The organism is Solibacillus sp. FSL W8-0474 (genome assembly GCF_038004065.1).
Taxonomy (GTDB): Bacteria; Bacillota; Bacilli; order Bacillales_A; family Planococcaceae; genus Solibacillus; species Solibacillus faecavium.
Genome location: NZ_JBBOQJ010000001.1, coordinates 3,071,452 through 3,086,927 on the forward strand (window position 1 = coordinate 3,071,452; position 15,476 = coordinate 3,086,927).

At 35.1% G+C, this 15,476-nt stretch carries 10 protein-coding genes; 6 read left to right on the top strand and 4 right to left on the bottom strand.

Features of this window, described 5'->3' with window-relative positions:
* Positions 1 to 88: 88 nt before the first annotated feature.
* Together NYE67_RS15630 and NYE67_RS15635 are read left to right on the top strand one after the other, a co-directional pair.
* Positions 89 to 2,797 (top strand): ATP-binding protein, encoded by a 2,709-nt coding sequence (locus NYE67_RS15630; protein WP_340730432.1) that lies wholly within the window; start codon positions 89 to 91, stop codon positions 2,795 to 2,797.
* Complete coding sequence (locus NYE67_RS15635; protein ID WP_340730433.1) at positions 2,790 to 3,605, top strand: CheR family methyltransferase; 816 nt, start codon at positions 2,790 to 2,792, stop codon at positions 3,603 to 3,605. The genes NYE67_RS15630 and NYE67_RS15635 overlap by 8 nt, the downstream gene beginning before the upstream one ends.
* Positions 3,606 to 3,679: 74 nt before the next feature.
* Here NYE67_RS15635 and NYE67_RS15640 read toward each other — a convergent pair whose 3' ends face one another.
* Positions 3,680 to 4,864 (bottom strand): fused response regulator/phosphatase, encoded by a 1,185-nt coding sequence (locus NYE67_RS15640; RefSeq protein WP_340730434.1) that lies wholly within the window; start codon positions 4,862 to 4,864, stop codon positions 3,680 to 3,682.
* A gap of 331 nt (positions 4,865 to 5,195) precedes the next feature.
* On the opposite strand from NYE67_RS15640, the gene NYE67_RS15645 reads away from it, so the two are divergent.
* On the top strand, positions 5,196 to 5,723 hold the full coding sequence (locus NYE67_RS15645; protein ID WP_191699764.1) for a DUF2179 domain-containing protein: 528 nt from the start codon (positions 5,196 to 5,198) through the stop codon (positions 5,721 to 5,723).
* A gap of 69 nt (positions 5,724 to 5,792) precedes the next feature.
* Here the strand turns inward: NYE67_RS15645 and NYE67_RS15650 are convergent, their stop codons facing one another.
* Positions 5,793 to 6,755, bottom strand: coding sequence for an ATP-grasp domain-containing protein (locus NYE67_RS15650; RefSeq protein WP_340730435.1), 963 nt, complete (start codon positions 6,753 to 6,755; stop codon positions 5,793 to 5,795).
* A gap of 204 nt (positions 6,756 to 6,959) precedes the next feature.
* Positions 6,960 to 8,597 carry a sensor domain-containing diguanylate cyclase gene (locus NYE67_RS15655; RefSeq protein ID WP_340730436.1) on the bottom strand — a complete coding sequence of 546 codons (1,638 nt, stop codon included), beginning with the start codon at positions 8,595 to 8,597 and terminating at the stop codon, positions 6,960 to 6,962.
* A 644-nt stretch (positions 8,598 to 9,241) separates the two neighbouring features.
* Between NYE67_RS15655 and NYE67_RS15660 the strand changes: the two genes are divergently transcribed.
* Together NYE67_RS15660 and NYE67_RS15665 are read left to right on the top strand one after the other, a co-directional pair.
* Positions 9,242 to 11,044: a sensor histidine kinase gene (locus NYE67_RS15660; RefSeq protein ID WP_340730437.1), complete on the top strand. Its 1,803-nt coding sequence runs from the start codon at positions 9,242 to 9,244 to the stop codon at positions 11,042 to 11,044.
* 16 nt (positions 11,045 to 11,060) lie between these two features.
* Positions 11,061 to 11,840 carry a response regulator gene (locus tag NYE67_RS15665; RefSeq protein ID WP_340730438.1) on the top strand — a complete coding sequence of 260 codons (780 nt, stop codon included), beginning with the start codon at positions 11,061 to 11,063 and terminating at the stop codon, positions 11,838 to 11,840.
* A gap of 94 nt (positions 11,841 to 11,934) precedes the next feature.
* Here NYE67_RS15665 and NYE67_RS15670 read toward each other — a convergent pair whose 3' ends face one another.
* Positions 11,935 to 13,497: a BCCT family transporter gene (locus NYE67_RS15670; protein WP_340730439.1), complete on the bottom strand. Its 1,563-nt coding sequence runs from the start codon at positions 13,495 to 13,497 to the stop codon at positions 11,935 to 11,937.
* Between the two features lie 290 nt (positions 13,498 to 13,787).
* Between NYE67_RS15670 and NYE67_RS15675 the strand changes: the two genes are divergently transcribed.
* Entirely contained in the window at positions 13,788 to 15,473 is a 1,686-nt protein-coding gene (locus NYE67_RS15675; protein ID WP_340730440.1) for a methyl-accepting chemotaxis protein, read from the top strand.
* Positions 15,474 to 15,476: the final 3 nt, after the last annotated feature.

A 15,476-nucleotide genomic window follows, 5' to 3' on the forward strand; every position in this document is an offset into this window, starting at 1 on the left:
AAAAAATGTTATAATCCTCTATTTTCGTACACCCTACTAAGTTATAGTATACTTACTAAAAGAAATCTTAATTAAAGGTAGGATTAAAATGAATAAAAAACGGAAAATTGGGATTGGCTTTAAAATTACTAGTGGTTATATTATTTTAATTTTATGTTTAGTTGTTTCTGCAGTTGTGTTAAACAATCAAATAACCAGTTTACAGGAAGAGCGAAACGCTATTATTAAGTATGATTCCTCAATGCGTGTAATATCGAATAATTTAGAACGAAAAATTCTCAACCTGGAGTCATCGTTACATCGTTACTTAATTACAAACAACGATAAGTATTTAGATACGTATAAGGATGAAGTCGCTACTTGGGAAGCAAGTTATGAGGAACTTAATAATCTCGTAAATAATTACTCTACTGGTGAAAACCAGCTTGCTCCTATTTATAATAGTATTAATAATTGGATAAACAACATCGGACAACCCTTATTAACTGCCATTACACTAGATGACAGCGATCGGATAAACGCGTTGTTCAATGGAGAATTAAGCAGTGTAGCGATTAGTGAAATGCAACAGAATTTCACTACATTCCGTACTGTCGAGACTGAAAATATTCAGCAACAGGTATCAGTACTGAATGATCGAAATACCGATTTAACATATGGTCTTTTTGCGATTCTCTCTCTCATTGCAGTCGTTACGATTATCGTATTTACAATGATTTCCCGAAATATTGCGGGATCCATCAATGAAGTAACTGAAGCGATTGAAGATATGAACAAAACAGACGGCAAAAACCGTAAGCGCATTGTTGCGAAAACAAATGACGAAGTACGAGATCTCGTGGATGCGACGAATATGCTCCTTGCTACAATGGAAAACCGTCAATGGTTCCAAAGAAATTTAGCTGAAATTGTAACAGCCTATCAGGGCGTACACTCGCTTGATGAACTAGGTGAAGTATTGCTTAATTCTATAACTACCCGAACACAGTCAGTGTATGGTGCCTTTTATATTCAAGATGTCCGCAATACTAACCAGTTCAACAAAATTGCGGCTTTTGCCGAGACAGGTGATGATGTTGGACGTCAAAGCTTTATGGTCGGACAAGGCTTCGTCGGTCAAAGTGTAAAGGAAAAACGTGTACTAAGCTATGAAAATAAAGAAAATAGCTTCCATTACCTTGAAACAGCTTTAGGAAATATACCGATTTCAAACGGAATTATTGTTCCTGTATTTTTCGGGAACGACGTTATCGCAGTATTGGAACTAGCATCTTTAAAGAGATATAATGAACATCATCGCGCTTTAATTAAAGAAGTAGTCGTGCATTTAGGCGTGACGATTAACAGTATAATCGGACGTATGGAAGTTATTCGTCTTTTAAATGAGTCACAGGCAATGACTGAAGAATTACAAGTTCAATCAGAAGAGTTACAAACACAATCTGAAGAATTAAAAATGCAAACAGAAGAACTTACTACAATTAATGAGCGTCTTGAGGAACGTACACGTGATGCAGAGCAAAAAACACATGCACTGGAAAAAGCACAGATCGAGCTACAAGAAAGTGCTGAGCAGTTGCGCCAAAGCTCAAATTATAAATCTGAGTTTTTAGCGAATATGTCACATGAGCTACGTACTCCGCTTAATAGTATTTTAATATTATCCGAGATGCTGTCGGAAAATAATGATCATCGTTTATCTGAAGATGATTTAGAATATGCCAAGGTTATTCATGATTCAGGTGAAGATTTATTAAACCTTATTAACGATATTTTAGATTTATCTAAAGTGGAAGCAGGTAAAATGGATTTATGGTTTAGAGAAATGGATGTTCATGAAATTCCACAGCATGTCCATAATTTATTCTCACCAATTGCCAAACAAAAAGAAATTGATTTAAATGTTGATGTCGCTCAAAACATGGTAGAAATTTTCCATACTGATGTGAAACGCTTCCACCAAATTTTGAATAATTTATTATCAAATGCATTGAAATTTACCGAGCAAGGTTCTGTCGATGTAAAAGTTGAGCTTGCACAGGTAACACCTACAATGAAACAAATAAGTGATACATGGCTTACAATAAGCGTGACGGATACTGGTATTGGTATTCCAAAAGACAAGCAGCAAATTGTCTTTGAATCATTCCAGCAAGCCGATGGAGCGACAGTTCGTAAATACGGCGGTACAGGTTTAGGCTTATCAATTTGCCGAGAAGTCGTTAAGCTTTTAGGCGGATGGATTACGTTACGAAGTACAGAAGGCGAAGGCAGTACATTTACAGTTTGTTTACCAAGTCTTCCGGATGGAAATATTTCAACACTGATTTCTGACCAGGAAGTTGCCTTTACAGATGTGTCTCCTGCCCTTCCAGTTCCAGTAACGCCTGCAAAAACTATATTTGACGAAAAGCATATTTTAATAGTCGATGACGATTATCGAAATATTTATGCTTTGCGCCAAGCTTTGGAACAAAAAGGTGTTCACGTGCTGGAAGCTACAAACGGCTTGGAGTGCCTGAATATTTTACAAACGGCTACTCGCGTTGATGCCGTGCTAATGGATATTATGATGCCTGAAATGGATGGCTACGAAACGATGCAACGTATTCGCTATGATTTACAGCTAACAGAGCTGCCGATTATTGCATTAACTGCAAAAGCGATGAAACAAGATCGTGACCGTGCATTTGAAGTCGGAGCATCAGATTATATAAGCAAACCTTTAAATTTAGATCAACTATTTTCTGTATTAACAGTATGGTTAACAAGTAGGGAACGTTTAAAAAATGGATAAGAAAAAGTTAGAAGTTAGTTTACTATTAGAGGCACTGTACTCATTATCGGGTTTCGATTTCCGACAATATAATCAGCAATCTATATTACGTCGAATTGAACATCGGATGCGAATAAATAATATTCCCACCATATCCCGTTTAACAGAGTCAATTATTTATGATGAAGAGCTTTTAAATATGTTGCTGAATGATTTTTCAATTAATGTTACTGAGATGTTCAGAGACCCTTCTTTCTTTAGAGCACTTCGTGAAAATATCGTTCCTCAATTAAAAAAGCTCGAAAAAATACGTGTTTGGCATGCTGGCTGTGCGACAGGTGAAGAAGTTTACTCAATGGCTATTTTACTTCAGGAAGAGGGACTTCTTGATCGTACAGTAATGTATGCAACTGATATGAATGAAAGTGTTCTGAAAAAGGCACAGCAGGGAGCCTTCCCTCTACAAAAAATGCAGGCTTACACGAAAAATTATATTTTATCCGGTGGGACGGAAGGTTTTTCTCAATATTATAAAACCGATAATAGCTATGCTTCGTTCCACCCGTATTTACGGGAAAATATTATGTTCGCCCAGCATAATTTAGTAACAGATCATTCATTCCAGGAATTCGATGTTATTATTTGCCGCAATGTGCTTATATATTTCTCACCAGATCTACAGCATGATGTGCACCGCTTATTTTATGACAGCTTAGCACCGAATGGCTTTTTAGGGTTAGGTGATAAAGAAACATTACAATTTACACCCTTGGCACATAAATATCGTACAATCAATGCAGCAGAACGTATTTACCAAAAAAAATTATAAAAACGATAAAAAAATCAATTTTCTCACTAAGAGAAAATTGATTTTTTTAATTTACTATAGGTTTCATTAGAAAGCTAATTTGGAACTACCTCAACGGTCGATTTAGAGCTACTAGATACCTTATTACCATTTGCCTGTAGCAGCAATACACACATATCATCCGGCTGATCTTCCTGCAGTCCTTTTTCTAATAGATAATCTATTGGCGGTACTTCTGTTGACCATGGACTACTTGCAATTTTTTGGAGCTCTTTATCAGAAGCAATTTCACAATCTCCCATAGCCTCTAATACACCATCTGTATAGAGTACCACTTGAATAGATGAATTAAAGTTTATAATTTTTTTCTCTATCTTAATGTCCTCTACAAAGCCTACAGCATAGCTTGTCTGTGTAATTGGCACTGTCTGTTGCCCATCTATAAGCGCATAGCCGGTTGGATGGCCAGCATTGACATATTCCATCGTTTTTTCTTTCGTATCGATAATAAAATACACACCTGTAAAATAGTAAAGTAAATTTTCTTTTTCATTTTGCAGCAGATTCATATATCGATTAAGCTCTGCGATTACAAGCTCGGGTTCTGTAAGTTTTTTGATTGCTTCCCGTAGCACTGAGGAAATGTACATACATACTAAGGATGCAGAAACACCATGCCCCATCATATCCAACAGCATCACTGCATATCGATTTTCATCGAGCTTATCCCAATAATATAAATCCCCGGCTAAATTTGAAGACGGTAAATAGGAAGCCGTAATTGCAATGTTCGATTTTTGGAGTGGTGGACTCAACAAACTTTGTTGGACACGTGCTGCTAGATTAAGCTCTCTTTGTATTATTTTTTCCTGATTTGTATGCCAATCGAGTTCTGATTTCAAACGCTTACCAACACGAATCCGAGCTAAAAGTTCCACTCGATTTATTGGCTTTGTTATGTAATCAATGCCCCCAACATCTAAAGCTTCAGATAATTTCGCTTTATCCTCAAGTGCAGTTATAAAAATGACTTGTATATCTTTCCATTGTGGATTTTGTTTTAAAATACGACATGCTTCAATGCCATCCATTTCCGGCATCATAACATCCAATAAAATGACGTTGATTTCGTTGCATTTAGGTGCATTGGATGGATCTAAGTAGTCAAACATTTCTTTTGCAGAATGTACTGAAACATATTTTTCATAACCATCGCTTTTCAGAATCTTCTCAATAACGAATTGATTCACTCGATTGTCATCTACAATAAGAATAGTCATTCCAACACCTTCTCTCTGATTATACTTCCTATACACTCAATGTAATTATACCGAAGTATACTAGTAAATAAAAATTTACACCCTTATTTAGCATACTTTTTATGGCAGGAAGTTAATTACCAACTCTTTTAACAACACTAACTTAAATAATACTTCATTTCAATAAATTCACCTTACATCGATTCTGTCATTGCACTTAGCAACAAATGCTTTTCACCTTTTCACTAATTTTTTATCCAATAAATCAATCCTAATTTATGCCTATCTATTGCATTAGAACAAGGCACATATTATGATGAGCATACTCTTTATAGAAAAGGATTCGATTTCATTGAAAGAAATTTTACTTATACTATTACTACAACTACTTTATGTTCCTTTATTTACACTACGCACAATTTTCCTAGTGAAAAATATTACAATGCTCGCATCACTTATCGGTATTGTGGAAATGCTTATTTACGTATTCGGTCTTTCACTTGTGTTTAGTGGTGATCAGGGCTTCCTTGCAATGCTCGTTTATGCAGTCGGGTTTGGTCTTGGAATTATTATCGGAACGCGCATTGAGCAAAAGCTTGCGATTGGCTATATTTACGTAACGATTAATACACAAAACCGCAACGAAGAACTTATTAAGGTAATTCGCGACGAAGGGTTTGCGTTAACGACCTACGTAGGTGAAGGGCGTGACAGCCAACGTTATAAATATGAAATTTTAACGAAACGAAATCGTGAGAAAGAACTGTTTATGCTCGTACAGCATCATGAACCAACGGCATTTATTATTTCTTATGAGCCAAAATCATTTAAAGGCGGCTTTTTAGTAAAGCGCATGAAGCAACATAAAAAGCATAAATAGTACTTCAAAAAACAACCGATAAAGCAGATGGAGTTTCCACCTATATCGGTTGTTTTTATTTTGGCTGCCTTACTTCGTGATTGCCGTTTGTGATTTTACTTTATTTAGCTCTTGCCCAAGGAACTTTGCAAGCTGTAGCATTGCATATTTACCCTCTTTTGCTTCAGCATCGGAATTATAGTTTGTATTTGTATTTACATCATATGTGAATAATTCTCCGTTTGCGTTACGGATAAATTCAATACCTGCTACGTCAATCCCACTATTTTTCAGGAATGCTGCGTAATTTTCAAGTAACTTCGTTTCATTATTTTCAACAATTTCAAACTTCGCTCGTTGTTCTTTCGGCTCCTCGCCTACTGGGCAAAAAAGGTCGCCGATTTGACATGCATCAGCTGGACAAAGCTCAAATCCTTCAGACGTATCAACCTGTACAGAATAGAAGTATTGTCCTCCAATAAATTCTACACGCGTAATAAATGATTCCGGTGATTCGATATATTCCTGGATCAGAACAATTCCATCAACTGGTTCATCATAATCAGGCTTTGCTAAATGCTCCTCCAATGCAGCGATTGAATAAAATAACTGTACTCCAAGTCCTTTTCCTGCACGGTTATGCTTCGTAATAAAGGGAACGATATTCAGTGCTTTAGCAGCTTCTATAATTTGCTCTTTTCCAACTGCTGCAATCGTTTTAGGCGTTTTTACTCCGTGCTTTTCCAGTGCCGTATATTGCTTTACTTTACTCAACTCTAATCGAAGTGCATTACTGCCATTTAAAACAGTTCTGCCGTGGAATTCTAACCAGTCCAATACCGCACCTGTCAATTCCGGTGCGTAGCGGTGATTACGTGTATGGGATGATGCACTCATGCGGTTATAAAACACACCTTCTGGAGGTGCTTCCGATAAATTGACAATCCCCTCATCTAAATGCCACGTTTCATATGGTAAATTTAACTCCTCTAGTCGCGTAACTAAATGACGAGTCCAGTCATCATTTTCATGGATTACATAAATCTTTGCCATTTTTCATTCCTCCGATAATTTAAAATTTAATCTTAATTTAAATTTAATGATCCTATTAATATCATACATTATTCAGATAAAGAAAGTATGAATTAATGCTCGAATACTGAATAATTGAGAACTAAGCTAGAAAACACCTTCCCGGAAGTAGACAAAAATTAAAGCAGTTCAACTTTACTTGTCGTAAAATTTGAACTGCTTCTTTTATTTCACATACTTAGCCACTTTATTGCGCCCTGCCTGCTTAGCTCCTATATAAAGAGCACGATCAGCATTTCTTAATAGCCCTATCATTTCGTCCGTATCTTCCGGTACATTGGATACGCCAATGCTTACTGTAATATTAATCCGCTCTTCCTGATGCGTTTCGCTTAGATCAGATTCAATTAAAAACGGTGTGATTTCAATTTTCTGGCGTATTTGTTCGCCCAACTCAGCTGCTTCTGATTTATTAATATGAGGAATGAGCATTACAAACTCTTCCCCACCATACCGAGCTAAGATTGCCCCCTCTGGAACAAAGCTTTCCAATATCTTCGCGAATTCCTTTAAGACAATATTTCCTGCATGATGACCGTACGTATCGTTAATTCTTTTAAAATGGTCAATATCCATCATTAATAAGGAAAAGTGCAAATGCGGATTAGCTACTATGCGATCCTGTTCCACAGCCAGCATTTTATCTACATAACGGTAATTATAAAGACCAGTCAATGCACATGTCTCACTACGCTCTACGGCCGCACTAATATACTTTGCCTTTTCCAGTGATACAGCAAAATATGTCGACAACAAATGAACGATATCCATTTGATACTTTTCAAATGCGTTTTTCTTGCGGGCAGTTAAGATGACTACCCCTTCAGTACGCTGGTTTCGATGGATTGGAACAATCATGACACTGTTCATATCATATGTTAAAAAATCTGGTGCTTGATCCATCCATTCCTTTGTATTTCCGTATACACTTTTTTCTTCGGATTGGAAGCACTCATTAATAAATGAATGTTGTATTGAATCGGAATCTGCATGAATTTCCTTGTCTTGCTTATCAATTCTTGCTCGAAGGATGACATACTTGCCATTAATATTATCAACGATATAGATTGCATCATGCGGGAAAAGTTGACTCACACGATGAATAAATAAATCCATAATTTGCTGGGCACTTAGCCGGTCAGCAAGCTCATGACCAAATTCACTTGCTTTACTAAGAGAATAATTAACTCGCTCTGAAATATTGTACATCTTAACAACAAAAGTAATGACAAAGAAAGGGACCCCTAACAGGAAAATTGCCGGTACGCCTAATTCATTGATCATAATTACTAGCGTTATGGAAAAGGGCAATGTAATCAGAATACTGCTGTAATCCCATTTTGAATCCTCACTAAAAAACTTTCCCTTAATTCCTATTAATCGATCTCGTAAATATAAGATTAAGTGATTTACAAACATATGAATAAGTGCAAATATTGACCCATATATAAGCAAATGCCTTAAATCTGAGTTTCCTACTTCAAAACCAAGTAAATGGACAACTCCCGCAGCTATAAATGATGATGCTACAAACATCCAGGAAATGAATAAAATGCGAGTAATCAAATCCGGACGATTTCTCATTTGATAAATAATCGGTATAAGACTAAGTTGAACAATAATCATTTCTGCACCGACACCATAAAGAAGAAAGGCAGTTAACGTCACCCATTGCGACAAGACAATTGTCGTTTCGCCTACTTGAAATGGGATGGCGGTAGTAATAATGGCGAATATCAATAAATACGAAAAAATTTCCAGGTCGATTGATTGACTAGGAAAGAAAAAATATAAAGTGCCCATGAGAGGCAACCCCGTAATAACCCAAAGCAATAGCGTATTGCGTTTGGTTTCATAAGTAAATTCCATCTCCTTCTAGCCAACCCCTTTTTACTGAAATATCTGATAATACTAGTATACAATGTATTTTTGAGTATGTATCATGCTATAATTCCCAATTTATCATTTCTTTTTCCCTACTTTATAAAAAATAAACAGGTAAAAAGAACTAAAATTTGTTTTAATTATTTAATTTCAATATTGATAGATAATTTGCTCCGAAACAAAATTTCGCCTAATAAAGCAAAACTAATTTATTATTGTAGATTTGCTTCGTTACTTTACAAATTTATTAAATTTAATGAAGAATTATGATAGTTTACTAGAGAATCATTCCACTAATTGAAAGATTCATGGTAATTAACCTGCAACCATATCTCAATAATAAAATTATAATATAGACTTAATACCTATAAGACTTTATAATCCTATTATGAAATAACAGAATCAATGTATCAAACAGAAATTTCTTACAACAATCTTACAAAGTACTAATTAGAGATAGAGCTTTTTACTTAAATTCTATTGGGGGTATTCATATAAAAATCATAAAAGCTCTGCTTGTACTATTTGGTATTGTTTTACTATTACTAATGCCCATTTTTAGTTTGTATAATAATCAGCCAACTTTTGCATTACAAGGTCAATTGGATTTGGTTAGTACATCATTTAATAAGGAAAAAATAATCCCGCTTGATGGAACATGGGAATTTTATGAAAGTCAGTTATATAATCAAGAGCATTTTGAGAGAGGTATTTCAATAAAACCTAAATATATAGAGGTACCTGGAACTTGGTCGACCGAGGATGAAAAGTCAGGGAGCGGTACATATCGGCTTGTTATTCAAAACGTCCCTACCGATCAAGTGCTTGGTATAAAGAAACAGAATATCCGCAGTGCGAGTAAAATTTTCATTAATGGTAAATTGGTTAGTGAAGAAGGTGTTGTAGCTAAACAACTGACTAGTTATACAGAAGGAAATATTCCAAAATTAATTTTCTTCCAGCCAGATAAAGAACAGTTAGAGGTCATTATTCAAGTGACCGATTTTTCTTACAACAGTGCGGGCATCTCTAATTCCATCTATTTTGGTGAACAGGAAGTTTTAGTTAGTGAAAGCTTTAAACATGTGATATTCGAATTAGGGATCCTTACAATCTTATTGACAATCGGAATGCTTTATATATTTTTATATTTGTTCGTGGAAAGATACAGGAGGAAAGAGTTTTTTATTCTTGCCTTTGCGCTGTCATGTATATTTTTTGCTCTAGTAAATTTTTGCTTAAGTGAAAGAACGATTCTTTATCTTATACCAAGCCTATCGTTTGAGGCTCTGTTTAAAATTAAAGATATTTCCATATTTCTTGCAACAATTTCCTTAATTTTCATTGTTACGCAAATTGATAAAAGACTGCTTAACCCTTTGTTTAAAAATGTATTGATTTTTGTCTACACATTTTATGTACTCGTTATTTTATTGACAACGTTAAATTTCTATCATTCCTTTTTGCCGATTTTTATATTGTTAAATTGCTATGTATATTTATATATGATGATAAAAATGTTGTATTTTTATTTTAAAAAAGATGCTCCACGTGATTATCAACAGAAAATTATTATGTTCAGTATGTTGAATATTAATATTTATAATATTAATTTATTACTCTATAGTTTTGGCTTCACATCTAAATTGCAGCTCGGGTTTTTAAATATACTATTTTATGCAATTGCTCTCGCGATATATTTGACTATACGGATTAATCATTCGTACAAAAGGAATGAACTGTTGACTCATGAACTGGATGTGACAGAACAAGCTTATTTAGTAGCACAAATTAAACCACACTTTTTCTTCAATACATTAACGAGTGTAATGTCACTATGTTATTCAGACGGAAAAAAGGCAGCACAGTTACTAGCTCACTTCAGCAGTTTTTTAAGACAATCTTTTGAATTTAATTCTCAAGATATTTTCGTTTCTGTTGAAAAAGAAATAAAACTTTTACATTCATATATAGCAATTGAAGAGGCACGATTCGGTGAGAAGCTTCGGATTGAATTTAATGTAGATCAGGATGCATTAGCCGAATCGATCATCCCTCTTTCGATTCAGCCATTAGTCGAAAATGCGATTAATCATGGCATTTGCCCGAAAGAGGATTTTAGTATTATTAGAGTATCAATAAATAAAATTCATTCACACTTAGTGGTGACTGTTTATGACACAGGTGTAGGAATATCTGCAAATAAAATTCCCGAGTTATTGGATATATCCAAGCAAAAAGAGCGCGGAATTGGAATTGCCAATATTAATAAAAGATTGGCAAAGTATCATGATACTCAATTAATAATCGAAAGTAAGCTAGGCTCATGGACAAAGGTATCATTTGAAATACCACTTCATAGTTAGAGGGATGGTGTCATTAGTGCTTAAAGCAGTAATAGTTGACGATGAAAAACTAGTATCAGATTTTCTTAAAATACAGCTAGAGCAAACCGGTTTGGCCAGTGTAATGGAGCAGTTTCAAAAGCCGACTACCGCTCTTTGTGAAATCCCAAATTTAAAACCGGATGTTGTCTTTCTCGATATTGAGTTACCTGGCATGAATGGCATTGAACTGGCGACAAAGCTGCTTAATTCCAATATTAATATCGAGATCATATTTGTAACGGCCTATAATCAATATGCTATAGAAGCTTTCAAATTAAATGCTATTCATTATCTCCTAAAACCCGCTGATGAAGAGGATATTCGCATAGCACTAGAAAGAGTAATGGAAAAAAGGAAATATCACTTAAGCACTGTCTGTGATAAACCGTTAAGAATTGAGCTTATTGGACATTTCAAGGTATTCCATAACGGTATAGAAGTTCGGCTGAAATGGCCAACTGTAAAGGCAGAAGAGCTTTTCGCACTTATGCTCATGTGTCGTAAAAATGGTATTGGGAAATGGCAACTTACGGAGAAGCTATGGCCAAATGTAGATTTAAAGAAGGCAGAGCAAAACCTATATACAACAATTTATCGGCTAAAGAAGGTTTTAATAGAAAATGAAATACCTATTAGAATTGAAAATGAAAAGGGTAAATATTTTCTTAATTTACCGCACTATACAATCGATATTGATGAGCAGCAGCCTCAATTTGATATAGGGACATTATTTGGGAATAAACAATATCATTGGTTACAGAACGTAAAACAATAATCCTGTATATTAGAAAAACCGCGTATTAACCATCGAAGTTCATTCATGGTAAATAATACGCGATTTTTATAGGTTTTGCAGTCCTGTTTATTTTTTATTTTTTATCTTTGTTTTCACTTTCATCAATCTGTTTCATTATGCGCTTATAACGGGTTAATTCCCGCTTACTGATAGGAATTACCTCATGCCGTACCATTTTAGCGAAGGACACGATGAGTAAAAGTATGACGACTGTAAATGGAAGTGCAGAAATTAAGGATGCGGTTTGCAGCGCTTCTAGACCGCCTGTAAATAACAGTACGCTTGCAATTGCAGCCATTAATACACCCCATATTACTTTCAACGCATTTGTAGGATTTAATGCCCCGTTAGAAGTCATACTCGCCATAATAAATGTTGCTGAATCTGCTGAGGTAATGAGGAAAGTAAATATTAAAACCATCCCTATAATAGAAGCAATCGTTGTTAAAGGAAGTTGATCGAGTAATTGGAACAATGCTACTGTTAAATCTGTATTCACTGCCTCAGCGATACTCGTCCCTTTATTTAAATCGAAATAAAGAGCAGAACCGCCAAACACAGCAATCCATAAACAAGAAATTAGCGGAGGAATAATTAGTACCCCTACGATAAATTCGCGGATTGTTCGTCCCCTTGATACGCGGGCTACAAACGAACCAACAAAAGGCGACCAGGCAATGGCCCATGCCCAATAGAAAATTGTCCAGTCCTTAACCCAAGTACCGCCAACATACGGCTGTAAACGCAGGCTATACTCTACAAAATGTGTAATATAATCACTAAGACCTAAAACAAAACTTTCAAGTATGAATACAGTTGGACCTGCAATAAATACAAACAATAATAAGGTCATAGCAAGATACATGTTAACATTACTTAAAATACGAATCCCTTTTTGTAAACCTGTAGTAGAAGAAGCCATATACCCTATAAACATTACGGCAATAATCGACATTTGTACCCAAATCGATATAGGTATATTAAAGACAGCGTTTAAACCACCATTTGTTTGGAGGACTCCTAAACCTATTGAAGTAGCAACACCCATTACAGTTGCAATGACCGCTAAAATATCAATCGTATTTTTAATACCTCGTTTTGTTCCTGTAACAGGTTCTAATGCTGTAGACATTAATAGATCCTTTTTTTTGTTAAATTGCATAAATGCCATAACTAATCCCATAATTGCAAATACAGACCATTGACTAACTCCCCAGTGGAAAAAGGAATATCCCATTGCAAGACGAGCAGCGTCTGTTGTCTGTGGCTCCTGATTACTAAACGGTGATGAGAAGAAATGACTCATTGGCTCTGCCACACCCCAGAACACCAAACCAATCCCTAAACCTGCTGAGAATAGCATTGCAATCCATGAATAAAACTTAAATTCAGGTTTTGCATCTTTCCCACCTAATCGTATTTTCCCATATTTTGAGATTGCCAGTACGATAAGAAATACTACAATAATAAATACAGATAATAAGTAGAACCAACCAAAATAATCGGTTGTTAAACTAAATAAAGAAGTAGCTACATCACTAAATAAATTTGGTGCCACAATACCAAAAATGACACATACTAAAATAAAAATTGCTGAAACAGTAAATACTACGTTTGAAAAATATTTCCCTTTCATATGTTCACCTCATCTTAAACCACATTTAATAGAAAATACCCATTATCTTTTATCTTAAACCGTTAGCTATACAGGAAAAGCATTTATGACGCCTATATAAAGCAGCAAAAATCTCCTTAGAATTATAAATACTAAGCGTTAAAACATTATTTTTTCAAATTACAAATTTATCTGAATTTACGAAATAAACTATCTTAAAAAATTTTTAACGAATAGTATTAAGTTCCTAACTTTTTAACCGAAGTTATATATGCAATTATAACTATAAATATATGGAGGGTAATAAAAATATGACCATTAAAAAGAAATTACTCGGAGCTTTTAGTATCGTTATTTTGATACTAGTTTTTCTCTCTACTTTTTCTATTATTAAACTGACAGAAATCGATGAGGACTATTCTTTTGTAATAGAGGACAGGGTATTAAAAGTAATGGAGTTATCGAAAATTCAAAATGCTACATCTTTACAGGGACTGTATATTCGTTCCTACGTTTTACGCCAAGATCCAAAAGATTTAGAAAATCTCAATTCTCAAGAAGAAATTGCAACAAATACTATCCGTGAAATTGAAGAATTATTTAAAACAGCACAAATGGAGGAGCAATTAAGTAAATTAAAAGAACAGCAGACTTTATATGAAAGCTATGTAAATAAAGTAATTAGTTACATAGATAATCAAGAAAAAGATAAAGCTTATAATATGTTATTTGAATTTGCTGTACCTGCTAACAATGATATTCAACAAACAATAACTAGCATTGTGAATGCTCAAAAGGAGCTAATGGATACTACGAATGTTGAAACAACTGCAAATGCAACTGCAAGTAAAAATTTGCTCGTTACCATTTCAATTTTAGGTACTGTCATTTCAATTGTTCTGGCAATTTTTATTACACTAGGAATTACGCGTCCGTTACATAAATTAACAACCGCTGCCAATGTTATTGCAAGTGGGGATTTACGCGAGGAAGATATTCAAGTTAAAACAAAAGATGAAATTAATGAACTTGCTACTGCCTTTAATACAATGAAGGCTAGCCTATCCAACTTAATCAGTAACGTATCACTAAATGTATCAAGTACAACTGCAGCTGCAGAACAACTGGCAAGTAGTACCGATGAAGTGACTTCTGCTACAAATGAGATTGCACAACGTGTAGAAACAGTTGCTCTAGGCGCTGGACAATCTGCAACTACCGGAAACGATTGCGCTTTTGCAATGGATGAAACGGCTCATGGAGTGAGTCGAATCGCTGAAGCTGCACAAGTGTTGAATTCACAGGCTAATGATATGCAAACGATTGCCGGAGAAGGCGGACAGACATTACAAACTGCAGAACAGCAAATGTTTGTTATCCAGCAGTCGTCTTATAAAACAAAAGAAAAAATAATACAGCTAAGCAAACAGTCTGCAGAAATCGAAAACATTACAAAAGTAATTACCGATATTACAGATCAAACAAATCTACTGGCTTTAAACGCTGCCATTGAAGCTGCGCGTGCAGGCGAACATGGTAAAGGTTTTGCTGTTGTGGCTGATGAAGTACGCAAACTAGCAGAGCAGTCGAAAAACTCTGCTACAAAAATTGCCGGCTTAACATCTACGATTCAAAAGGATACGAAGGAAGTAGAGGAAAGTGTAAGTACGACAGTAGAAAATGTAGATCAAGGTGTGGTTTATTTACAAAATGCTCAAGTTTCATTTAATAATATTGTTGGAGCTATTACAGAAATGACTGCCCAAATACAGGAAGTTTCTGCGTCCTCAGAAGAAATTTCAGCAAGTACTGAAGAAGTGGCTGCATCAGTTGCCGAAATGGCTCATGCTGCTAACAGTGCTGCAGATGAAACAAGCGTAGTACTTGCTGCTGTAGAAGAACAAACAGCTACTATGCAGGAAATCAACGCTGTAGCTAAATTAGTAAGTGAAGGTGCAATGAGTGTTCAAGAACAAGTAAATCATTTTAAAATTTAATAT

Bases quoted from the DNA above. Each gene is read 5' to 3' on its own strand.
- NYE67_RS15630 (WP_340730432.1), top strand. From the start codon at position 89: ATGAATAAAAAACGGAAAATTGGGATTGGCTTTAAAATTACTAGTGGT.
- NYE67_RS15635 (WP_340730433.1), top strand. From the start codon at position 2,790: ATGGATAAGAAAAAGTTAGAAGTTAGTTTACTATTAGAGGCACTGTAC.
- NYE67_RS15640 (WP_340730434.1), bottom strand. From the start codon at position 4,864: ATGACTATTCTTATTGTAGATGACAATCGAGTGAATCAATTCGTTATT.
- NYE67_RS15650 (WP_340730435.1), bottom strand. From the start codon at position 6,755: ATGGCAAAGATTTATGTAATCCATGAAAATGATGACTGGACTCGTCAT.
- NYE67_RS15655 (WP_340730436.1), bottom strand. From the start codon at position 8,597: ATGGGCACTTTATATTTTTTCTTTCCTAGTCAATCAATCGACCTGGAA.
- NYE67_RS15670 (WP_340730439.1), bottom strand. From the start codon at position 13,497: ATGAAAGGGAAATATTTTTCAAACGTAGTATTTACTGTTTCAGCAATT.
- NYE67_RS15675 (WP_340730440.1), top strand. From the start codon at position 13,788: ATGACCATTAAAAAGAAATTACTCGGAGCTTTTAGTATCGTTATTTTG.